Annotated in this window: 13 protein-coding genes; 12 read left to right on the forward strand and 1 reads right to left on the reverse strand. The window is 39.3% G+C overall.

What is annotated here, in order from left to right:
• Positions 1 to 112 precede the first annotated feature (112 nt).
• The 6 genes from ACZM60_RS10875 to bglX all read left to right on the forward strand — a co-directional run bounded on the left by ACZM60_RS10875 (position 113) and on the right by bglX (position 11,720).
• Positions 113 to 238: a hypothetical protein gene (locus tag ACZM60_RS10875; RefSeq protein WP_489521507.1), complete on the forward strand. Its 126-nt coding sequence runs from the start codon at positions 113 to 115 to the stop codon at positions 236 to 238.
• Positions 239 to 391: 153 nt separating this feature from the next.
• Complete coding sequence (locus tag ACZM60_RS10880) at positions 392 to 3,241, forward strand: ligand-binding sensor domain-containing protein (protein WP_489521508.1); 2,850 nt, start codon at positions 392 to 394, stop codon at positions 3,239 to 3,241.
• A 161-nt stretch (positions 3,242 to 3,402) separates the two neighbouring features.
• Positions 3,403 to 6,438: a SusC/RagA family TonB-linked outer membrane protein gene (locus tag ACZM60_RS10885; RefSeq protein ID WP_340318882.1), complete on the forward strand. Its 3,036-nt coding sequence runs from the start codon at positions 3,403 to 3,405 to the stop codon at positions 6,436 to 6,438.
• Between the two features lie 23 nt (positions 6,439 to 6,461).
• On the forward strand, positions 6,462 to 7,940 hold the full coding sequence (locus ACZM60_RS10890; protein ID WP_021969817.1) for a RagB/SusD family nutrient uptake outer membrane protein: 1,479 nt from the start codon (positions 6,462 to 6,464) through the stop codon (positions 7,938 to 7,940).
• A 96-nt stretch (positions 7,941 to 8,036) separates the two neighbouring features.
• Complete coding sequence (locus ACZM60_RS10895; protein ID WP_445323117.1) at positions 8,037 to 9,395, forward strand: glucoamylase family protein; 1,359 nt, start codon at positions 8,037 to 8,039, stop codon at positions 9,393 to 9,395.
• Positions 9,396 to 9,419: 24 nt separating this feature from the next.
• The gene (gene bglX, locus ACZM60_RS10900) at positions 9,420 to 11,720 is read left to right on the forward strand and encodes a beta-glucosidase BglX (RefSeq protein ID WP_489521509.1); all 2,301 of its coding nucleotides are present in this window, start codon (positions 9,420 to 9,422) and stop codon (positions 11,718 to 11,720) included.
• Positions 11,721 to 11,832: 112 nt separating this feature from the next.
• Here bglX and ACZM60_RS10905 read toward each other — a convergent pair whose 3' ends face one another.
• On the reverse strand, positions 11,833 to 13,005 hold the full coding sequence (locus ACZM60_RS10905; protein ID WP_489521510.1) for an iron-containing alcohol dehydrogenase: 1,173 nt from the start codon (positions 13,003 to 13,005) through the stop codon (positions 11,833 to 11,835).
• A 253-nt stretch (positions 13,006 to 13,258) separates the two neighbouring features.
• On the opposite strand from ACZM60_RS10905, the gene ACZM60_RS10910 reads away from it, so the two are divergent.
• From ACZM60_RS10910 to ACZM60_RS10935, 6 genes are all read left to right on the forward strand, one after another.
• The gene (locus ACZM60_RS10910; RefSeq protein ID WP_022232369.1) at positions 13,259 to 14,446 is read left to right on the forward strand and encodes a glycoside hydrolase family 76 protein; all 1,188 of its coding nucleotides are present in this window, start codon (positions 13,259 to 13,261) and stop codon (positions 14,444 to 14,446) included.
• Between the two features lie 21 nt (positions 14,447 to 14,467).
• On the forward strand, positions 14,468 to 15,937 hold the full coding sequence (locus tag ACZM60_RS10915) for a glycoside hydrolase family 125 protein (RefSeq protein WP_022232368.1): 1,470 nt from the start codon (positions 14,468 to 14,470) through the stop codon (positions 15,935 to 15,937).
• Between the two features lie 81 nt (positions 15,938 to 16,018).
• The gene (locus ACZM60_RS10920) at positions 16,019 to 19,144 is read left to right on the forward strand and encodes a SusC/RagA family TonB-linked outer membrane protein (RefSeq protein WP_489521511.1); all 3,126 of its coding nucleotides are present in this window, start codon (positions 16,019 to 16,021) and stop codon (positions 19,142 to 19,144) included.
• 12 nt (positions 19,145 to 19,156) lie between these two features.
• Positions 19,157 to 20,776: a RagB/SusD family nutrient uptake outer membrane protein gene (locus tag ACZM60_RS10925; protein ID WP_294595324.1), complete on the forward strand. Its 1,620-nt coding sequence runs from the start codon at positions 19,157 to 19,159 to the stop codon at positions 20,774 to 20,776.
• Between the two features lie 102 nt (positions 20,777 to 20,878).
• Positions 20,879 to 21,964: a SusE domain-containing protein gene (locus ACZM60_RS10930; protein ID WP_489521512.1), complete on the forward strand. Its 1,086-nt coding sequence runs from the start codon at positions 20,879 to 20,881 to the stop codon at positions 21,962 to 21,964.
• A gap of 7 nt (positions 21,965 to 21,971) precedes the next feature.
• Positions 21,972 to 23,099: a glycoside hydrolase family 76 protein gene (locus ACZM60_RS10935; RefSeq protein WP_294595319.1), complete on the forward strand. Its 1,128-nt coding sequence runs from the start codon at positions 21,972 to 21,974 to the stop codon at positions 23,097 to 23,099.
• Positions 23,100 to 23,468 lie beyond the last annotated feature (369 nt).

The raw sequence follows: 23,468 nt of genomic DNA on the forward strand, positions 1-23,468 counted from the left end.
GTTAATTTGTAATTAATTGTTTGTCAGACTTAAATATACAAAATAATTCGGTGATTACCAACTTTTAAAGATACTTTCTTATCCCGAACTCACGTAATTATATAGCTCATGGATGGTATATGATGTAAATGAATTGTTTATGCGTTCGTTGACGACAACTCAGGATTATTATTTCTGTGTAGAAGCATTCAATGAGAATGGAGTAGCCGAGCGTTCAGAAATTGTGCATTGCAGATAAAGGTAAAAAGATAGAGATCTGTTTTTGATTGAGAGTCATCTGTGGTAAAAACGGCTGCAGGTGGCTTTTCTTTTTATCTTAAAATCTGTAAGTCGGATAGGGGGATTGACTGAAATCGTGTATCTTTGTACTTAAATTTTTATATAAACTCCGATGAGACTGGTACTACTGAAAATATCTTTGCTGTCGTTGTTTCTCTATGCTATTCCGGCCTGGGGAGCTGATTTCATTCCTGCTATAACGAATTATACTGTGAAAGATTATAGAGGTGGACACCAAAACTGGGCATGTGCACAAGGGGATGATGGAGTCATGTATTTTGGCAATAATAACGGATTACTTGTGTATGATGGTTTTTCCTGGGAACTTTATAAGGTACCGGGAGGATATATCGTCCGTTCTGTATTTGTAGACAAGGATAAAGTTTATATCGGCTCATTCGAAGAGTTTGGTTATTTCTCCCGTGGGGTGACAGGGAAAATGGAGTATCACTCTTTAAGTGAACAGCTAAAGGATGAAATTACTCCTAATGATGAAATCTGGCATATTGTACGGCTGGGAGAAAAAATCTATTTTCAGTCGTTTACCTGCTGGTATGCTTTTGATGGGAAGAATGTGAGCAGTATGAACCGGAAAACTGGTATCCGTCCGTTGTATTTTTATACCTGTCATAAACGGGTATATGCGCAGATGATTGACGGTGGCTTTTATGAGTTTGATGGAAATCGCTTTCATCTTTTGCTGGATAGGGTTGCTGTTGGCAATGATAATGTAGTTTCCATACTTCCAGATGGAAAGGAAGGCATGATATTGCTGACGGTCGATCATGGGCTATTTTCCTATCGGGACGGAGTCGCTTCGGCATTACATACGGATATTGACAAGCAATTGAACTGGGCAAAAGGGAATCGTGCAGTCATGCTGGGAGATTCTATACTTGTGGTCGGTACCATTCTGGATGGTATTTATGGCTTAAATAAGGATGGGCATCTGCTTTGGCATCTTAGTCGTGATAATCAGCTGAATAATAATTCTGTGATGGGACTGTTCTGTAATAATGAGAATAATCTGTGGGCAGCACTGGATGATGGAATTTCTTTTGTACATACCAATACTTCGGTTACACTGTTAACTCCTTCTGTAAAAGACTTGAGTATAGGAATGGTATACGGTGTAGAAAGAGTTGGAGAAAAAATATATCTGGCAACCAATCAGGGGGCTTATGAGTATAATCAGCATACCCGGGAAATTCGGTTACTTCCTCATACTGCTGGACAGAACTGGTATGTCAAGCAAATTGATTCACAGATTTTTATTGGTAATGATGCTTCTACGATGCTTGTTGGAAAATATGGGGATATACAGGCGGTTCCGGGAACTCTGAATAGTACGTGTATTGTAAAGGCTTCTATCAATGGGCAAGATGTACTGGTGGAGGCTTCGTATGCAGAATTGCGAATCTGGAAAAAGAAAGAAGGAATCTGGTATTTGTCGCATAACGTGAAAGATTTCTATGCGCCGATCAAGTCGCTGGAAGTGGATGGAACGGGGGTTATATGGGCTTCACACATGTATAACGGGCTTTATCGCATCAAGTTGGACGATGATTTGTATCGTATTAAAGATATTGAGCATATTCATACTCTCGGTGGAAAGAAGACATCGGGCAAAATTCATGTAATGAAAATCAGAGGGCGTATTGTATTTTCCAGTGTTGAGGGGTATTTTATGTACGATGACATCGATCGTAAGATAAAGCCTTATGAACAGTTGAATAATTCAGTTCCGTTTTTAATGGATGCGCATACAGCTGTAGATGTGCATAACAATGAAATGCTTTGGCTGATGAATTCGCATGAATATGTGCTTTTGGCATATCATGAAGGTAAGTTCATAATTAAGCGTCGTATACCAGTAGAAATGTTCAACTCTCCTTGTATTGAAGGGAATAATAAAATTTATGTAGATGGAAATAATTGTTATCTGAATTTGAATAATAGCATTGCTTGTTTGCGGCTAAACGAACAATCTGTCACACAGCATAATTTGTCGGGCCTGCAAATTCGTCGTGTTCTGGCATCTTCTTCTTTTGGTAAGGAACTGGCTCTGAATGTCACACAAAAGGTGTCTGTGGCAAGTGACTGTCGTGATATTTCGGTCTTGCTCTCTTATCCGTGTTATGATCAGCCGGCTATTCGTTTCAAGTTTAAGTTGCAATCCGGTCATCAGATATTATCAGAAGAATCTGCATTTCCGTCTGTACATTTTGGAAGCCTTGAATTCGGATCGTATACATTATGGGCTGGAGTGTATAGTGATGACGGACGTTTGCTGGATGAAACGAAGTATGAATTCGTCATTAATAGACCTTTGTGGATGTCTTATCCGATGTTGTTGCTGTATGTCTTGTTTTTGTCTGGATTGGTTTATGGAGTCGCTCGATGGAGAGGAAAGGCTGTTGCAGAAAAGAAGCGAAAGGAATATGAAGCACACAAGATTGAACAGAATATTAAATTGAGTGAACAGCAGCGGTTAATTGCAGAGCAGCAGAAAAAATTATTGGAAGCTGAATTGTCATTGAAAGGAAAGGAACTGGCAAGTATGGCATTGGGTACGTTTGCCAAGCAGGAAATGTTGGAAAAGTTACGCACTGTAGTACAAGAGCAGTTGGCAAAATCACAATGTGGGCGTAAGAATATGGAACTGGTGCTGAAGCTGATTAACGAGAACATCGCCGGAGAGGATTCTTGGGAAGTTTTTCAGCAGAATTTTGATTTGATTCACCAGCGTTTTTTCCGTACCTTGCGTGAGCGTTATCCCAATTTGACAGCAACCGATTTGCGTTTTTGTGCCTTTTTGCGTTTGAACCTTTCAACGAAAGATATTGCTCAAATGACAAACCTTACCATTCGGGGTGTTGAGGCTGCAAGATATCGTATCAGGAAGCGGATGGAAGTTCCAGACGGAGTAAGTCTTGTTGATTTTCTTATAGAATTAAAGTAATTTATAAATATCTGAAAATGAATGGATATTATTTTGAAAAAGTAGTAAAAAAGTAGTATTTAAAGTGTCCAAAGTAGTAACGTCGTATTACTTTTTTTGTGAATCGTTAAGTTTATGTTCACCTTTGCCACCGTTTTTTGAATCATAACTTTAATCAATTCATGAAAAAACAATTAGTATTCATTCTGATGTCATTATTGTTCGTTGCTACAACTTATGCACAACGAACGGTAACGGTTCAAGGTGTCGTAACCGACGCTAACTTTAACGAACCTGTAATTGGTGCTAATATTTTAGTGAAAGGCACAACGCTCGGTACCATCTGTGATGTGGATGGTAAGTATCTTCTTGAAAATGTTCCTGCAAATGGAACTTTGGTCTTTAGTTTTATTGGTATGAAAACCGTTGAAGTGAAAGTAGACGGAAAGAAAACCATCAATGTCGAACTCTCGGACGATGTACAGAAATTGGAAGATGTAGTTGTTATTGGTTATGGTACCAGTAAGGCAAAAGACTTGACGGCTCCTATATCGGTTGTAAAAAGTGATCAGATTGCTTCGCAGGCAACCACTTCACCTATGTCGGCTTTACAGGGAAAAGTTCCTGGCATGAATGTCGTGGCATCGGGTACTCCGGGAAGCGGTCCTAAAGTTACCATTCGTGGTTTAGGGTCATTTGGCGACACTTCTCCCCTTTATGTAGTAGACGGCATGTTCTACGATAATATCAATTTCTTGAACAATTCCGATATACAGGAAATCTCTGTATTGAAAGATGCATCTGCTGCTGCCATCTATGGTGTGCGTGCAGCAAATGGAGTTGTAATTATTACTACCAAGAAAGGTAAACGCAATACGAAAGCACGGATTACCTACAATGGTTATGTAGGTGTACAGACTGCTACCAATGTGCTTGATATGGCTAATTCTCACGAGTATGCAACTTTATTGCTTGAGGCAAATCGTGAGGCTTATGATCCATTGATTAAGTCGTCTATCGAAAAGTTTGGTGGTGATTATGATTCGTTGACATTTGGTGCAGATACCGACTGGTATGACGAATTGTTGCGTCCTGCCTTGATGACTAATCATGGAGTCGATATCAGTGGCGGTAGTGAGAAAGCAACTTATGCAGTAGGTATCAACTATCTGTATCAGAATGGTATCATGGATACACGTAATGATTACAATCGTTTGAACTTCCGTGCGAACTTTGATTTTGAAGCAACCGACTGGTTGAAGGTTGGAAGTAACATTGTAATCAGTAACTCGGAACAGTATAATCCTGAAAACTCAGCCTGGCTGGCTGCATACAATATGCCTTCATTACTTCCGGTATATGATTATACTCGTTCGGATGATGAGGCTTTTCCTGAAAAGTTTGCTTCTCCTCAGCAAATAGGGCTTACTAATAACTTCTCAAATCCGGTTGCTATTGCCAAATACAATAACAATAGCCTGAACGAGAATTTTCAGGTAATGGCTAACTTTTTCGCTGAGTTGAGCTTAATTCCTAATAAGTTGAAGTTTAAGACCAGCTATAGTCAGGACTTCTCTTTGATAAGAGGACGTGTATACGTACAGCCTTATCTGGTGAGTTCATTGCAACAGAACTCTGAATCAAGATTGACCAAGACAGACACAAACTATTATAATTACATTTGGGATAATACATTGACTTATACAGACTCTTGGGGTAGTCATAACCTGAATGTCTTGCTGGGACAATCTGCACGTCAGGAGCAGATGCGTAAGCTGGAAGGAAAAGCAAGCAATGTTCCCGGAGATTATGATGAGTATTTATACCTTACTCAAGGTAACTCTACTGGACGTGAAGTAAGTGATGATGGTTCTTGCTATCGTGGATTATCTTATTTTGCTCGTGCAAGTTATGATTATGCTGGAAAATATTTGTTGTCTTTGACAATGCGTGCTGATGGTAGTTCCAAGTATCAAAATAAATGGGGATATTTCCCTTCTGTTGGAGCTGCTTGGGTTATGAGTGACGAGAACTTCTTTAAGAAACAGGAGGTAATCGACTATTTAAAGGTTCGTGCAAGTTGGGGACAACTTGGTAATGACCATGTTTCTGCAAGTGATGGTTTTGCTTCTATTACTACCGGAACTTCTGCTTCGGGTGTATTCGGTAATACGACATTGCCTGGATTCCAGAATACAAGTTATTTCAGTTGGTTGGGCTGGGAAAAGGTAGAAGAGTTTAACGCCGGTGTAAACTTTGCTTTATTAGACAGCCGTTTGAACGTGGATGTGGATTACTATAACCGTATCACTAAAAATGCTGTTATCAGTACAACCTTGCCTTTCAGTACACAGACTTTGGCAGGTAATAATGGAGAAATACGAAACAGTGGTTTTGATATCCAGCTGAATTGGAGTGATAAAATAGGTAAGGATTTCAGTTATTATGCCGGAGTTAACCTGTCTACTCTGCGTAATCGTGTAAAGAGTCTGAATGGTGCTCCTTATATTTATGGTGGTAGTGCAGAAAGCCGTACCATTAATCTGGTGGGCGAAGAAATGCAGTCGTATTACGGATATAAAGTGTTGGGAGTATATCAGAATCAGGCTCAGATTGATGCTGATCCGATAGCTAAGGCTAATGGATTGGAACCAGGAGATTTCATTTATGAGGATGTGAACAACGACCAGGTGATTGATGATAAGGACCGTCAGATCTTAGGATCGAATATACCGACACTGACTTATAGTTTCAATTTAGGTTTCCAATATAAGAATCTGGAATTCTCTTTGTCAACATTCGGACAGGCAGGAAATGAAATTTATAACCGTAAGCGTGCCGTACGTTATACTCAGGCTAACTTCAACTTCGATAAGGATTTCTATGATAACCGTTGGACGGGTGAAGGTTCTACCAATTCATATCCTTCGGCAAAAGGTATGTTGAAGGCTTGGAATAACAGTCATACCAACTCCTTCTTTGTGGAAAAAGGAAATTTCTTCCGCATACAGAATGTCATGCTGGCATACAATTTCCGTAATATCCATATGGGAAGTTACACATTGCCGGGTGTAAAAGTAAGTTTGACTGCCGACCGTCCGTTTACTTACTTTACTTCGAACGGATTTACTCCTGAAATTAGCCAGAGCTATGGTTGGGACGAGGGTGTTTACCCGCTGGCTGCCACTTATACTTTTGGTTTGACTATCGATTTCTAACAAATTGCTAAACACGCTGATTTATGAAAAGTATTAAGATAAAAAATATATTACTGTGTGCGTTTGCTGCCACAACATTATTATCCTCCTGTTCCGATTATTTGGATAAATTGCCGGAGAATAAGGTGGATGAAGAAAAGGTTGATTATACAAACCTGAATAATATGTATCAGCCGGTATCTGGCGTTTATGCAAAGTTACGCCAGAGAGGTTCTCACTGGATTGTATGGGGAGCGACAGTTGTCCGTGACGATGATGTTTCTACAGGTCGAATTGACGACCAGGCAGACTTGGTTGCTATCGATCAAAATTATACTTATAATGCCGGCTTTTGGGGAACAAACGAGGCATGGATGGTTTATTATGACATCATTAAGGTGGCAAATGCTGCACTGGAAGCTCTCGACGGTTATGCTGCCAACATCGTTTCGGATGCAGATGAAAAACGTTATGAAGAATATACAGGCGAAGTAAAATTTATCCGTGCTTATTGCTACTATCGTCTGACAGAATTGTTTGGCCCTGTTACCATTTTGCGTGACAATAAGCAGACCGATATGACTCGTTCTACGGTAAATGCTGTATATCGCTATATATTAAGCGATTTGGAATATTCTATGACATATTTGCCCCGTATCCGTCCGAACGAATATACCGACCGTATCGGAGCTGTTTCTTTGTTTACTGCTGAAATGCTGGCTGCTAAGGTTTATATGGAACAGGAGAACTGGTCGAAAGTTGAGCTACTGACAGATGATATTATCGGAAGTAAAAAGTTCTCTTTATACAGTGATTTTAATAACTTGTTTAAAATCCCCGGTAAACTCTGTGATGAATCTTTGTTCGAAATGCAGTTTACCGATTTTGGCAATGGCTCGGGAGAAGTTGTAGTACCGGACAGTTGGTTTGTATTCCAGGGACCTTTGAATGATGGTAATATTTCAGGATGGGGCTTTATCAGTCCGACAAAAGCTTTCCGTCAGTGGGCAGCCGAACGTGGTGAAACCGTTCGTGCTACTACAACCTTCCTGATGGCAGGTGAAACGACTCAAGAAGGTGATTTCATCAAGGCACCGGCCAGTAGTGTTGCACCGGATTGTTTCAATGGAAAGGCTTATACTCCATCGAATCAGATGACTGAAGGACGTACAGAGTATGGAACAAATAATAATATCCGTGTATTCCGTTATGCAGAAGTGCTTTTAATGAATGCAGAGGCAAAAGTGCGTCAGAATAAGGATGGTGATGATCCGTTTAATCAGGTTCGTAAGCGTGCAGCAATGCCTGAGCTGGAGGATGTGACACTTGATCAGATTATGGATGAACGTCGTATGGAACTTGCACTGGAATGGGGTGAACGGTACAATGATTTGCGCCGTACAGGTAAGTTAAGTGAAGTCCTGGGACCTTTGGGATGGACTGCTGGAAAAGAATACTATCCGGTACCTACAGCTCAGATAGATATCTCTTCGACGTTGGCGAATGAGCCGAAAGATGAATAAAGGTTAATAGTTTTTTAGAAGGTAACTTTCGGGAGCTAACGTGTGATATATACGTGATGCTCCTGAAAGGATTGTTACAATTATCTGTAAATACTTATGTGGAAATATTTTTATGGCTTGTGTGTATTGTTTATGCTTTCATGCACATCGGCTAAAAAAGGTGAAAACCTAAGCATTACCGAACAAACAATTGCTCGTCCGGATTCTTTCCCATCGGATAGCGCAATGTTGGATTATATACAGAAAGTACATTTCAATTATATGTGGGATGGAGCGGAGAAAACATCTGGTCTTGCTCCTGAACGTATTCATCTGGATGGAAGTTATCCTCAGAATGATTCATCTGTAGTTACTACGGGAGGTAGTGGATTTGGTATTGCTGGTGTCTTGGTTGCTATCGATAGAAAGTTTATTTCTCGTGAAGATGGTGTGGAACGCTTGCATAAAATTGTCGATTATCTGACTCGTGCTGACCGCTTTCATGGAGTTTGGCCTCACTGGCTTGACGGTCCGACAGGAAAAGTGAAACCTTTTGGTATGAAAGATGATGGTGGCGATTTGGTAGAAAGCTGTTTTGTAATGCAAAGTTTGCTTTGTGTTCGCCAGTATTTTGAAAATGGAAACCCAAAAGAAAAAGAACTTTGTGAGAAAATTAATAAATTGTGGCATGAAATGGAATTTGACTGGTATCAGAACGGTAAGGATGTTATCTACTGGCACTGGTCGCCCAATTACGGCTGGGAAATGAACTTTCCTCTTGAAGGCTACAATGAAGCTTTGATCGTTTATGTGTTGGCTGCATCTTCTCCAACACATCCGGTTCCTGCTTCTGCTTATCATAATGGATGGGCACGAGGAGGAGATATCAAGACATCGGCTGCTCCTTATGGGTTACCTCTGGAGTTGAAACATAATGGAGCCGAGGAGCTGGGAGGTCCGCTGTTTTGGGCACATTATTCTTATATCGGATTGGATCCACGCAAAATAAAAGACCGTTATGCTGATTATTGGAATGTTGTACGGAATCATGCTCTATCTGATTATCGGTATTGTGTGGAAAATCCGAAAGGTTATAAGGGTTATGGTGAAAACTGCTGGGGACTGACTGCCAGTTATTCTGTGAATGGCTATGCGGCACATTGTCCGGGTGACAATGATCTGGGTGTAATTACTCCTACAGCTGCTTTATCGAGTTTCCCGTATACTCCTGAAGAATCGATGCGTGCCTTGAAATATTTCTATTCAAAGGGTAATGCTATTTGGGGTACGTATGGTTTTTATGATGCATTCTCGGAAACGGATAACTGGACGGTACCGCATTATCTTGCTATAGATCAGTGTACGATTGCTCCAATGATAGAAAATTATCGTACCGGATTACTCTGGAACTTGTTTATGAGTTGTCCTGAAATTCAGGAAGGACTGAAAAATTTAGGTTTTGAAGTTAAAAAGTGATTTATTTTTAATTAGAAAGAGATAATGAAAAAGACAACATTCCTTTTAGTGACTTCTTTGTGTATGTCGGCTACACTTTTTGCCGGAAACAAAAAATCACTGTTGCCTAAAGATGAAGGTAATATGGATAAGTTTGTGACCGAACTGATGAGTAAAATGACTCTTCAGGAAAAATTAGGTCAGTTAAACTTGCCTGTAACTGGTAATATTACGACAGGTCAGGCTAAGAGTAGTGATGTAGCCGGAAAAATCAGTCGAGGAGAAGTCGGAGGCTTGTTCAACCTGAAAGGGGTGAAAGCTATTCGTGAAATGCAGGAACTGGCTGTTGAAAAAAGCCGTTTGGGTATTCCATTGCTTTTTGGTATGGATGTGATTCATGGATATGAAACTATATTCCCTATACCTTTGGCACTTTCTTGTACTTGGGATATGGAGGCTATCGAGAAGTCGGCTCGTATTGCAGCTGTAGAGGCAAGTGCTGATGGTATTTGTTGGACTTTCAGTCCGATGGTGGATATTTGCCGTGATGCTCGTTGGGGACGTGTTTCAGAAGGTAATGGAGAAGATCCTTATCTGGAAGCTGAAATTGCCAAAGCAATGGTTAAAGGCTACCAGGGAGAAAAAATGGAAAAGAATGATGAGGTTATGGCATGTGTGAAACACTTTGCCTTGTATGGTGCCATTGAGGCCGGACGTGACTATAATACGGTCGACATGAGCCGTAACCGGATGTTTAATGAGTATTTTCCTCCTTATAAAGCTGCTGCTGAGGCGGGAGCTGGTAGCTTCATGAGTTCGTTTAATGAAGTAGATGGAGTTCCTGCTACTGCTAACCGCTGGCTGATGACGGATGTTTTGCGTAAACAGTGGGGATTTGATGGTTTCGTTGTTACCGATTATACGGCAATAGCTGAAATGGTGGATCATGGAATCGGAGATTTGCAGGAAGTATCTGCGCGTGCACTGAAGGCTGGAACCGATATGGATATGGTTGCTGATGGCTTTATCGGAACATTGGAAAAATCTTTGAAAGAAGGTAAAGTCAGCATGCAGGACATTGATACAGCTTGTCGCCGGATGCTGGAGGCAAAATATAAGCTGGGTCTGTTTAAGGATCCCTATAAATATTGTGACCTGAATCGTCCGGCTAAAGATATTTATAATGCAGAACACCGCACTGAGGCACGTCGTATCGCTACCGAATCGTTCGTATTGTTGAAGAATGAAAATAATTTGTTGCCTTTGCAGAAAAAAGGTAATATCGCATTAATCGGTCCGTTAGCCGATACACGTACTAATATGCCAGGTACATGGAGTGTTGCTGCAACTCCGCAACGTTACAGTACGCTGCTCGAAGGATTGAAAAAAGCAGTGGGTAATCAGGCGAATGTACTTTATGCACAAGGTAGTAATTTGATGTACGATGCGGATTATCAGACTCGTGCTACCATGTTCGGTCGGGAAATTCCTCGTGGCAATGATAAGGAATTACTGGACGAAGCCTTGCGTGTTGCTTCACAGGCTGATGTCATTGTAGCCGCATTGGGAGAATCTTCTGAAATGAGTGGTGAATGCAGCAGTCGTACAAACCTGGAAATGCCGGATGCACAGCGTGACTTGCTGGATGCTTTGTTGAAAACAGGTAAGCCTGTTGTGCTGGTTCATTTTGCGGGCCGTCCAACAGTCATGACTTGGGAACAGCAGCACGTTCCGTCTATTTTGAACGTCTGGTTTGGCGGAAGTGAGTCGGCCGATGCGATATGCGATGTTTTGTTTGGCGATGTTTGTCCGAGTGGAAAACTTACAGCAAGCTTTCCACAGAACGTGGGTCAGTTGCCTATGAATTACAACCATAAGAACACAGGTCGTCCGTTGGCTAAAGGCAAATGGTTTGAAAAGTTCCGCAGCAATTATATTGATGTATCGAACGATCCTTTATATCCATTCGGATTTGGTTTGAGCTATACAACATTTGCTTATTCCGACATGCAGTTGAGTGCTGATTCCATGAACAAACAGAATGGGGAACTGACTGCTTCTATCACGGTTACCAATACGGGAAATTATGATGCAGATGAAGTTGTTCAGTTGTACATTCGTGATTTGGTAGGAAGTATTACTCGTCCGGTGAAAGAATTGAAAGGTTTCCAGCGTATACATTTAAAGAAAGGAGAAAGCAAGAAAGTATCTTTCAAGATAACTCCGGAACTACTTAAATTCTATGATTACGATTTGAATTACGTTTGTGAACCGGGAGATTTTAATGTAATGATTGGTCCGAACAGCGAAGATGTGTCGACATTGAAATTTACCGTAACAGAATAATAAATAGCAAAAAGAGTTCATCCTTGGGGGGTGAACTCTTTTTGTTTTACTTTATCGGACCATGTGAATGGTCACTTCTCTTTTAGCCTGATTGACAGACTAAGTGAGACCCTTATTTATAAGATTGTTTGTAGATGTTCAATACTTCTTCGTCTGTAAGCGGACGTGGATCTAAGGTAAACAGACCACCCATTGTATCGCGTGCATTCTGAACCATTTTCGGAAGATCCTCCTCTTTCAATCCCCATTTGCTTAATTTGATATCGTCTACATGACATTCCTTTTTCATGCGTACCAGCGCATCGATGAAGTCGCTTGGACGATTACTCTTCTGCTGTGTCATGATATCCGCCATTTTCATGTAACGCTTCATGCAGTCATTACGGAATGTTTCAAAATAAGCTTCACTCAGCGCAATTAATCCGGCTCCATGAGGTAATTCAGGATAGAAAGCACTCATGGCATGTTCCATAGAATGTTCGGAAGTACAGCTGGATGTAGCTTCTACCAGTCCGGCAAGTGTGCTGGCCCATGCTACTTTAGCACGTGCTTTTAAGTTCTTGCCGTCGTTTACGGCTACAGGAAGGTATTTGTAGAGTAAGCGGATAGCTTCCAATACATAAAGATCACTGATTGGAGTTGCACAGTTGGCAATGAATCCTTCAGCAGCATGGAAGAAAGCATCGAATCCTTGATAAGCTGTTAGATGTGCAGGGATGGAAACCATTAATTCCGGATCGATGATGGAAAGAGTTGGGAAAGTAAGCGGGCAGCCAAAGCCTATTTTTTCTTGTTTTTCTTCGTTGGTAATTACAGCCCACGGATCAACTTCTGTTCCTGTTCCTGCCGTAGTAGGAATGGCAACAATGGGAAGTGCTTTGGTAACTGGGCGTCCTTTGCCGGTTCCACCTGTTACGTAGTTCCAGAAATCTCCGTCATTGCATGCCATAACGGCAATAGCCTTGGCGGAATCTATGGTACTACCTCCACCTAATCCGATAATAAAGTCACAACCTTGTTCGCGACAGATAGCGGCAGCTTCCATTACATGCGATTTAATAGGATTGGGTAGAATTTTATCGTAAACGATAGATGCGACATCATTCTCTGTCAAGAAGCTGGTTACTTTATCTAAATATCCGTATTTTTTCATCGAAGTACCGCCTGAAATGATAATCATAGCTTTCTTTCCCGGAAGTATTTCTGTTGCTAACTTCTTTATCTCACCACATCCGAACAAGATTCTTGTTGGAATGTGCAAACTGAAAACAGGATTTGCGTTCATAATATTCACGTATTTAAAGTTTGTGTATTTCAAATATAGGTAATAATATGGTATATTGTGTATTAGAAATGTTAAATTTTACATATTTGACATATATGCATACATCGATGACATATGTATATACATATAAAATTTTTTATATAATTCACATCACTTGATAGTTGACATGATTGTCTGAGATGGATATATATTTATGGCGTGGTAATATTACCTTTGTACACGTTCGGATAGAACGTTAAATAAAGGTAAGTTTATGAAAAAATATATTTTAATAATGAGTATTGGAGTTCTGTTCTTTCTATGCGGATGTCATAGAGAGAAATCCAATATCGATTTTTCGGATCATGCTGCAACTTTATTAGATAGTACACTGGCATACTATAAAGTTCCTGACCGGAATTTATTTTATGAAACGTTTCCTAAGCGTGACGGTGATCTGGTAACCTATTTGGCAGGAGCTGATACTATACGCAAAAATAGGGTAGCTTATTTATGGCCTACTTCAGGAATGTTTTCTGCTCTAAATGCTTTATTGGAAACTACAGGAAACCAGAAATACGAGCAGATGATTCAATCTGTGATTTTACCGGGACTTGAATGCTATTATGATTCATTGCGTGTGCCTGCTTGTTATCAGTCTTATCTTACAGAAAGTGGAAAGGCGGATCGTTTTTATGATGATAATCTTTGGTTGGGATTGGATTTTCTGGATTTATACAAACAAACAGGTGATAGCGCCTGTTTAGCTTTAGCTCGAAATATTTGGAGTTTTATAGAAAGTGGTTGTGATTCTATTTTGGGAGGTGGAGTTTATTGGTGCGAACAAAAAAAGGAATCGAAGAATACTTGTTCGAATGCTCCGGCTGTAGTACTGGCTTTGAAGTTATATTCTGTAACGAAGGAGAAGCATTTTTTCGAGATGGGTCAGAAGTTGTATGATTGGACAAAGGAGAAGTTGCAGGATCCTTCCGATTACCTTTATTATGATAATCTAACATTGGATGGTCAGGTAAATAAAACCAAGTTTCCATATAATGCGGGACAAATGTTGCAAGCTTCCGTCTTATTATATAATCTGACAAAGCAGAATTCTTATTTGGAGGAAGCACAACGGTTGGCTTCGGCTTGTAGCCAGTATTTTTTTGAAAATTTTGTGTCGGATGACAAGAAGTCGTTTAGGGCAATAAAAAATGGTAATATTTGGTTTGTAGCTATTATGTTGAGAGGATTTGAAGAACTTTATAAAGTGGATCATAATCCTGTTTATTTGAATGATTTTAGGAATACCTTGCAATATATGTGGGCACATAATGCTAATCATAATAGACTGTTTGAAGATGATTGCTTTGTGGAAAAGAAAAATGAAAATAAGGAAACAAAGTGGTTGCTTACTCAGGCTGCGATGATAGAAATGTATGCAAGACTGGCAAGAATAAAATAAATATATTATAAAAAAATAGTTATGAAAAACACGATTAGTTTGAAAAGTGTATTGTTGTGTACGCTTATGGGAGCTAGTTTCATTGCAGAGGATGGTTATGCTTCTTCGTTGGCAGAAGTACTTCCTGTGGCTGTACGTGAAAGTACTCAACAATATGTGTCGCAACGTCCAGAGTTTTCTAAGCGCTTGTTTCATTCAAAAGCTGTTGAGGCTAAGATACAAGAAGTAAAGGAATTATTGACCAATCCTTATTTAAGATGGATGTTTGAAAATTGCTTTCCCAATACTCTTGATACGACTGTACATTATCGTACGCAAGATGGTGATGATGATACATTCGTATATACAGGTGATATTCATGCCATGTGGTTGCGCGACTCTGGAGCCCAAGTGTGGCCCTATGTAGATTTTGCTAATGAGGATCCAGAACTGAAAAAGATGTTACGAGGTGTGATCCTTCGCCAATGGAAATGTATCAATATTGATCCTTATGCGAATGGCTTTAATGATGGTCCGGTTGGGGGAGAATGGATGAGTGATAAAACGGATATGAAGCCTGAGCTTCATGAACGTAAATGGGAAATAGACTCTTTGTGCTATCCTTTGCGTCTGGCTTATCACTACTGGAAGGTTACGGGTGATACTTCTGTTTTTGGCGATTTATGGATGACAGCAATTCAAAATATATTGTCTACATTCAAAGACCAGCAACGTAAAGATGGGCGTGGCTCATATTCTTTCCAAAGAAAAACGGAACGTGCCTTGGATACTATGACGAATGATGGATGGGGAAATCCAGTGAAGCCTGTAGGTTTGATTGCTTCTTCTTTCCGTCCTTCTGATGATGCTTCTACTTTCCAGTTCCTTATTCCCTCTAATTTCTTTGCTGTAACTTCGTTAAGGAAAGCAGCCGAAATATTAGAGCAGGTTAATAAAAAAACGGATTTGGCTAAACAATGTACAGACTTGGCTAATGAAGTTGAAGGTGCTTTGAAAAAATACGCAATCTATAATCATCCTAAGTATGGAAAGATTTACGCTTATGAAGTGGACGGATTTGGGAACTATCTGTTGATGGATGATGCGAATGTTCCTAGTTTGCTTGCAATGCCTTATTTGGGCGATGTAGATATAAATGATCCTATTTATCAGAATACTCGTCGTTTTGTCTGGAGTGAAGATAATCCTTACTTCTTTAAAGGGAAAGCGGGTGAAGGTATAGGTGGTCCTCACATTGGTTATGATATGGTATGGCCTATGAGTATCATGATGAAAGCTTTTACTAGTCAGGATGATAATGAAATTCAGTCGTGCGTAAAAATGTTAATGAGTACGGACGCTGGTACAGGTTTTATGCATGAGTCTTTCCATAAAGATAATGCAGAAAAGTTTACGCGTCCTTGGTTTGCATGGCAGAATACGTTGTTTGGAGAATTGATTCTGAAACTCATTGCTGATGGAAAATTGGATGTATTGAATGGCATAAAGTGATAAGATAAATTGGTGTATTTTTCTCTTATTTGTCTTATATCTAAAGCATTATATAATATGCATAACTTTAAATCAATAAAAATGAATACTAATTTAAAAATGTTAGCTGCTCTGGCGGCCATTACATTAACCTCTTCTGCTACTACTCTTTATGCTACAGAGAGTAGTTCTGCAGCAGTATCACAACAGGCTGCGATGACAGTCAGAGGAAATGTAAAGGATGTAAATGGAGAGCCGTTGATAGGAGTCAGCATTTCTGTGAAAGGTAGGTCGGGACAGGGAACTGTTACCGATATCGATGGTAATTTTACTCTTCAGTGTGAAAAGGGAAGTGTGTTGTCTTTTTCTTACATTGGTTATAAAACAACAGAAATAAAGGTTGCAAATAGATCCGATCTGATGGTAACCTTGAAAGAAGATACCGAACAGCTGGATGAAGTAATCGTAATTGGATATGGTACTACTACTCGTAAAAGTGCAGTGGGATCTGTCAGCCAGGTTAAGTCTGAAGCCATCACCAAGCGTCCTGTTGCAAATGTGACACAAGCTTTGCAGGGTGCAGCTCCGGGTGTTATTGTCCAGCAGACAAGTTATAACCCTAATGATAACAAAACGAACTTTAATATTCGTGGTATCAGTACCCTGAATGATAATAGTCCGTTGATTGTTATTGATGGTATCGTATCTGATAGTGGTAGCTTCAATAAGTTGAACCCTAACGATATCGAGAACATCTCTGTATTGAAGGATGCAGGTACTGCAGCTATTTACGGATCACGTTCGGCAAATGGTGTAATTGTAGTAACTACTAAAACTGGTAAGAAAAATGAAAAGCCGACCGTTCGTTTAAGTGGTTCTGTTGGATGGCAGAATCCTGATATTCTGTTCTCTCCGGTTGCTGGATGGCAGAATGCAACGTTAACCAACTTGGCTTACACCAATGTGGGAAGTGATCCTAAATTCACTCCGGAACAGATTCGTGATTTGGCTGCTCATGAGAGTGAAGAAAGTTGGTTTTACGATCAAATTATGCGCACAGCGTTACAGCAAAATTACAACTTAAGTGTATCTGGAGGTTCTGCCAATACTACTTATATGGTTTCTATGGGATATTTTGATCAGGAAAGTAACTATGTAGGCAATAAAAATTTTGGAGTAGAACGTTATAACTTCCGTACAAATATCAATACAGAAGTGGGGCGCTTTAAATTGAACGCAATTCTGGCATATACGCGTAATAATAGTATCAGTACGACGGGTGGTAGTTTGGAAATTGATGCAGAACGTGTTCCTACTTATTACTATTACAAGATGAAATCGGCAGATGGTCGTTATCTGTTGAATGATATCTTGTCAGAATTTAATCCTCTTGGATCGTTGGAAGCAGGTGGATATAATAAGTATCGTAATAATTATTTGAATGCAAATGTTTCTGCAGAAATGAAGATTATCGACGGCCTTTCTCTGAAGGGAGTTGTGGGAGCAGATGTTATCAACGATACACGTTTTACGAGAAATAATGCTGTAGCATATTATGCAAGTGAAGATGCTACTACTCCAAGACCGGTTAATTGGGCTAACAATAAGTCAAGTAACTGGAATAGTGATGCGTATCTGATCAATACCCAACTGTTGTTGAATTACAATAAAACGTTTGGTAAGCATACAGTAAGTGGATTGTTGGGTGTGACGAACGAATCGTATACTTATACTGCCAATGAAATAGAAAAGAAGTATGTTGATCCTGATTTAGGTATCGCTACAGATACTACTACAGGAGAAGCCGGTAACATTACAGGAAAGACTTCTGTTGATGATACCAACCGTACCAGCCTTACCTCTTTCTTAGGTCGTGTAGGATATTCTTATGCTGATAAGTACTATGGTGAATTTAGTTTCCGTTACGATGGTTCATCTAAATTCCACAAAGATTATCGATGGGGTTTCTTCCCTTCTGTTTCTTTAGGATGGCGTTTGTCTGAAGAGAACTTTATGGATTTCTATAAAGAAAAAGTCGGTGATTTGAAACTGCGTACTTCATTTGGTATCTTGGGTAGCCAGGCTATCGGTACTTATGACCGTTTTACAACTTATACCGTATACGATAATAATTATGCTTATGGTAATTCGGTTGTTTCAGGAACTGGTTTCGCCTTAGGATTGAATGATTTGACATGGGAAAAAACAAAAACATTTAATATTGGTGTTGATGCTTCATTCTTCAAGAATCAGTTGAATGTAACATTCGATTATTTCTACAAACGTACAACTGATATTTTGATGAAGCCTATAGTTCCTACCGTTTTTGGAACAGATATGCCTATGGATAATATTGGTGAGATGCAGAACCAAGGATGGGAAATCGGTATCAATTATAACGTACGCACAGGACAAGTTCAACATGGATTTAGTTTCAATTTAAGTGATTCTTATAATAAGGTCTTAACTTATCCAGGTCACGAACAGATTACAAAAGTTAATGAATTGGAACGTATTATTCGTGAAGGTGTACCTTTGAACTCTTACTATGGTTATAAGACCGATGGTTATTTCCAGAGCTATGAAGAAATTGAAGCTTCTGCTATTCCTGTTGGAGGTAAGGTTCAGCCGGGTGATGTGAAATTTGTAGATAGAAATAATGATGGTGTGATTGACTCAAAAGACCGATACATTTTAGGTAACGCATTCCCGCGGTATACATTCGGATTCACTTATAACTTGTCTTGGAAAGGACTTGATTTCAGTATGTTCTGGCAGGGAGTTGGAAAGCGTGATATGATGTTGCGTGGTGAATTGATTGAACCATTTCATGAAAATTATTCATATAATATATTCAAACATCAGCTGGATTTCTGGACTCCGACAAATACGGATGCAACCTGGCCTCGTCTAGCAGCTCCAGGTTCTGACTCGAATAAAAATAATTATAAAACTGGTTCTGACATGCAGATTCTTGATGGTAAATATATGCGTTTGAAGAATGTTGTAATAGGATATACATTCCCTAAGACTTGGTCAAAAAAGATCGGCATGGAAAAGCTTAGAGTGTATGTAAGTGGCGATAACTTGCTGACATTTAGTAACAATAGCTTTATCGATCCTGAATCTACTGAGTTCGACTCTAAAATGTCAGCCGAAGGCGCAAACAGTGGACGTTCTTATCCGACATTGCGTTATTGTGGCTTTGGTATTGATGTAGAATTTTAATAGTGTGATTTTATGAAATTAAAAACATATATGCTGTATGTTGTAAGTGCAGTATTGCTATTGTCTGCTTGCAATGGCATGGAAAATGTACCTACAAATAAATTTACCGATAACAGTTATTGGACATCGGAGGCAAAAGCACAGAATGTGGTTAATATGGCGTACAGCCAGATGTATGATGCTGGGAAAATGTGGTCGGATGAAAGTTTGAGCGATAATGTAATAGATGGTCGTACGGTAACCGATCAGCGTGCTATTCGTAAGGGACAGGCTACTCCTTCTGTTGGCGTTTTTTCAAGTGAATGGCAAAGTTTGTATGGAGGAATTAAGACTTGTCATGTTTTTCTAGATAAAGTAGACTTGATTCCTAACATGAATCCTTCTGCAAAAGCTCGTATGATAGCAGAAATTCGCTTTATCCGTGCTGCAATTTATTTCCGTCTGGTTAATTTTTATGGTGATATTCCGTTCTTTACAAAGGATATTACATTGGATGAGGCTAATACAATAAGTCGTACTCCTGCTGCTACAGTTTTGCAGTTTATCCATGATGAATTGGAAGATATTAAAGATGATCTGCCAATTAATACTGCTTTATCGGCAGACGAACAGGGTAAAATTACGAAAGGTGCAGTAAGCATGTTGCAGGCACGTGTATACTTGATGGAAGGAAACTGGGATAAAGTAATTACCTATACAGATAATCTGATCAACAATCAGGGTGAATATGGAACTTATGATTTGTTTCCTTCTTACCGTGGATTGTTTGAAGAGGAGAATGAACATAATCAGGAAGTAATCTTGGATCGTTCGTATGTAAAGAAACTTTTGACTTGGGGAGATATGGTCGATATGGCTCCGTTGAGTGTGGGAGGTAGAACAATTAACCGTGTTCCTCAGCAGTCGTTGGTTGATAGCTATATCATGCTGAACGGTAAGAGAATCAATGAAGCTGGTAGTGGTTATACTGCAGATTATCCATATGCAAACAGAGATCCACGTATGACGGCAACAATTGTATACGATGGCTATGATTGGAGTGGTAACGTAAATGATGGTAGTGTAGGAACTGTTATACATGTCGATCCGAGTACTTCAACCACTGTCGATAAGTATGTATATGGTAGTAATAACACAGCTACTGGTTACTATGTACGTAAGTATTATAGTCCACAGGATGCTGGTGATTTGAATTCAGGCCTGAATATCATTACAATGCGTTATGCAGATGTATTGTTAATGTATGCTGAAGCAAAATTCGAGAAAGGTGAATTTACGAAAGATATCTGGGATATGACAATTAAGCGTATCAGAGAAAGAGCTGGATTTACTGATGAGGGTGCATTGGAATATCCTTCTCTTTCTACGGATGATATGAGACAATTAATCCGTAATGAACGTCGTTGTGAATTGGCAATGGAAGGACTGAGATGGTTCGATATCAAGCGTTGGAAAGCTGGTTCAGAATATTTGAATGGTGATGTGAATGGAGCTACTTTTGAAGGTGTTGGCACAATTCGTGTAGACTCTTATAGCTTTAATGAACAAAGAGACTATTTGTGGGCTGTACCTCAGACTCAGATCGACTTGAACCATAATTTGGCTCCAAATAATCCGGGATATGCTAATTGATTAACTTTGAATATTTAAATACTTATAATGATGAAACCAAGATTTTTTTATGTATTTGTAATGTGCTTGACGGTGTTGTTTTCTACGTCATGTACTAAAGATATGGAATATAAGGATGCACAGGTTAGTCCTGTTACTCAACTGTATGAACCTACCGATGGTCAGAGTGTAACATTGGTTGCTTCATCTACCGCTTCACTTTTCTTTGAGTGGGCTGCAGCTAAAGCAGAAGACAGTGGCTCGCCATTGTATGAAGTTGTTTTTGATAAAGTGGATGGTGATTTCTCAAATCCGGTTTATCGTGTTGTTGCCGATAACAATGGAGTTCGTAGTTATGCTACAATTACTCATAAAGTATTGGATAAAATTGGAAAAGCAGCCGGTATTAATGGTGGCGAAACTGGTACTTTAAAATGGACCGTTGTTGCTTCCAGAGGATTAAATTCAGCAATGGCTACTGAATCAAGAACTCTTACTATTACTTGTCTGAAAGGATTTACTGAACTGCCTAATCAGGTTTATTTGACTGGTGAAGCAACTGAAGGTGGAACAGAGATTACAAAAGCAGTACCGTGTTCTATGCCAGATGAATTAGGTGTATTTGAAGTATTTACTAAATTGGAAGAAGGAAAGTCTTATCGACTGGTTGATAATAACTCTGCTGATGCTAAATCTTATTATGTAAATGAAAGTGGCGTTATCATCGAAGGTCAGGGTGAAACAACTGTCAGCAAGGGAGGTATCTATCGTATTGTATTTGACTTTACAACAGCTTCTGTTAAGATGACTGAAATTCAGAGCTTAGGATTCTTCTTCTGTCCAAGTAATGAGGTTACTTTTGAGCTGCCTTATAAAGGCAATGGCGTATTCGAAGGTGAATCTGTCATCGAATTCAAACAGGAAAGTTGGGGTAGAGACCAGCGTTATAAATTCTTGATGACATATGCCGATGGTACAACTCAGATGTGGGGAACTAAGAATACTACAGATAGTGCTCCTGGAGAGGCTGCTGCAGATGATCCATATTTCTATATAACTGAAACGGCTAATAACCAGTGGGATCAGAAATGGAAATTGAACAATGAATTCGATGGAGCTGCCGATGGAGCAAATCCGGGAGCTGTTACTCGAGTTTCTGTTATTTTCTCAGGAGATAATTATACACATCATGTAGAACTTGTTAAGTAATTGAGCTATGAAATATAGGTGGTTATTACTCTTTTTTATTACAGGAATGCTTTTTGCTTCCTGTAGTAAAATTGAAGATGAATATGTATACGATACTGGTTATGCAATAGATTGGAGTGCGGCTGCTGATAGTGCCAGCTCTACTTTACCAGATCGTTTTTGGAATGAGGAAGGATACTTTAATTATCAAAATGATGGTAATGATACTGGATTTCAGTATTGGCCTCAAGCACAAGCTATGGATGTAATTATTGATGCTTACTTGCGTAGCGGAAATGCTAAATATTCAGATCTGTTTACTCCATGGTATGAAGGGATAAAAGTAAAAAATGGAGGTTCCTATTGGAATAATTTTTATGATGATATGGAATGGATTGCCCTTACTATGGTCCGTTTATATGAAACTACTCAAGATGAAAAATACTTGAATACTGCCAAAGAATTATGGGGCTATATTGAAGGTGGCTGGAATGAAGAATATGGCGATGGTGGTGTAGCATGGAGAGCTGACCAGCCATGGAGCAAAAATGCATGTTCAAATGGTCCGGCAGCTTTGTTGGCAATGCGTTTGTATACTGTAACAAAGGATGAAGCCTATAAGAACTGGGGCGTCAAGATTTATGCATGGTTGCGTGAAAATCTGTTTAATAAAGCTACTGGAGCTGTTTATGATAATTTGAACGGTGAAAGTGGAGAAATCAGTACCCTTTCATTAAGTTACAATCAAGGAACTTTCTTGGGAGCTGCTCACGAATTGTATAAGGCTACAGGTGATGCCACTTATTTAAAAGATGCACGTAAAGCTGCTTATTTCTGTATTAGTGATGCGAGTATGATTGATAGTGGAAACAATGTCTTACGTGATGAAGGTGCTGGAGATGGTGGATTTTTCAAAGGCATATTTATGCGCTATTTTGTTAAGTTGATCATGGAGCCTGATTTGGATGAACTTTATCGTAAGAAATTTGAAACTTTCTTTAGTAATAATGCAGATATTTTGTGGCGTAAAGGTGTAAATAAGTTGGATATTTTATTTGGAACCAATTGGACTACATCTGCTCTTGGAACTACCGAGTTGGGCGCACAGACTAGTGGATGTGCTCTTATAGAGGCGAGAGCGTTGTGGGGCAAATAATTGAAGATACTGTGTTTTAAAGATGGTGAGGTATTGAAATCTTGATTTAAATCTCTTTTGTAACTTTTTCTATTTTCATCTTTTGATATAGAAAAAGGTTACAAAGGGGATTTAGTTATTAAACCTGAAAGATAATTTTAAATCGGTAGTTGAAAAGCACTTTGTCTTATGATTGGGAGATAATATTTTTATTCCTTACTGAAAGCAAACAGTGCATATATAAATGGGGTAAAATGTTGCAACTGTTTAATAATCAATGATTTTAACTTATTTGGTAGATGCCATGGAAATGTAGGTTTAAACATTAAACATATGATTGTTTGTTGTCCATATGTATGGTAAGGAGATCTTTATTTTTTATTGTTTACC

This window comes from Phocaeicola sp., assembly GCF_057861905.1.

What these genes read in the sequence shown, in the direction of transcription:
- ACZM60_RS10875 (WP_489521507.1), top strand. Translation starts at nt 113, where the DNA reads ATGGTATATGATGTAAATGAATTGTTTATGCGTTCGTTGACGACAACT.
- ACZM60_RS10880 (WP_489521508.1), top strand. Translation starts at nt 392, where the DNA reads ATGAGACTGGTACTACTGAAAATATCTTTGCTGTCGTTGTTTCTCTAT.
- ACZM60_RS10885 (WP_340318882.1), top strand. Translation starts at nt 3,403, where the DNA reads ATGAAAAAACAATTAGTATTCATTCTGATGTCATTATTGTTCGTTGCT.
- ACZM60_RS10890 (WP_021969817.1), top strand. Translation starts at nt 6,462, where the DNA reads ATGAAAAGTATTAAGATAAAAAATATATTACTGTGTGCGTTTGCTGCC.
- ACZM60_RS10895 (WP_445323117.1), top strand. Translation starts at nt 8,037, where the DNA reads ATGTGGAAATATTTTTATGGCTTGTGTGTATTGTTTATGCTTTCATGC.
- bglX (WP_489521509.1), top strand. Translation starts at nt 9,420, where the DNA reads ATGAAAAAGACAACATTCCTTTTAGTGACTTCTTTGTGTATGTCGGCT.
- ACZM60_RS10905 (WP_489521510.1), bottom strand. Translation starts at nt 13,005, where the DNA reads ATGAACGCAAATCCTGTTTTCAGTTTGCACATTCCAACAAGAATCTTG.
- ACZM60_RS10910 (WP_022232369.1), top strand. Translation starts at nt 13,259, where the DNA reads ATGAAAAAATATATTTTAATAATGAGTATTGGAGTTCTGTTCTTTCTA.
- ACZM60_RS10915 (WP_022232368.1), top strand. Translation starts at nt 14,468, where the DNA reads ATGAAAAACACGATTAGTTTGAAAAGTGTATTGTTGTGTACGCTTATG.
- ACZM60_RS10920 (WP_489521511.1), top strand. Translation starts at nt 16,019, where the DNA reads ATGAATACTAATTTAAAAATGTTAGCTGCTCTGGCGGCCATTACATTA.
- ACZM60_RS10925 (WP_294595324.1), top strand. Translation starts at nt 19,157, where the DNA reads ATGAAATTAAAAACATATATGCTGTATGTTGTAAGTGCAGTATTGCTA.
- ACZM60_RS10930 (WP_489521512.1), top strand. Translation starts at nt 20,879, where the DNA reads ATGGAATATAAGGATGCACAGGTTAGTCCTGTTACTCAACTGTATGAA.
- ACZM60_RS10935 (WP_294595319.1), top strand. Translation starts at nt 21,972, where the DNA reads ATGAAATATAGGTGGTTATTACTCTTTTTTATTACAGGAATGCTTTTT.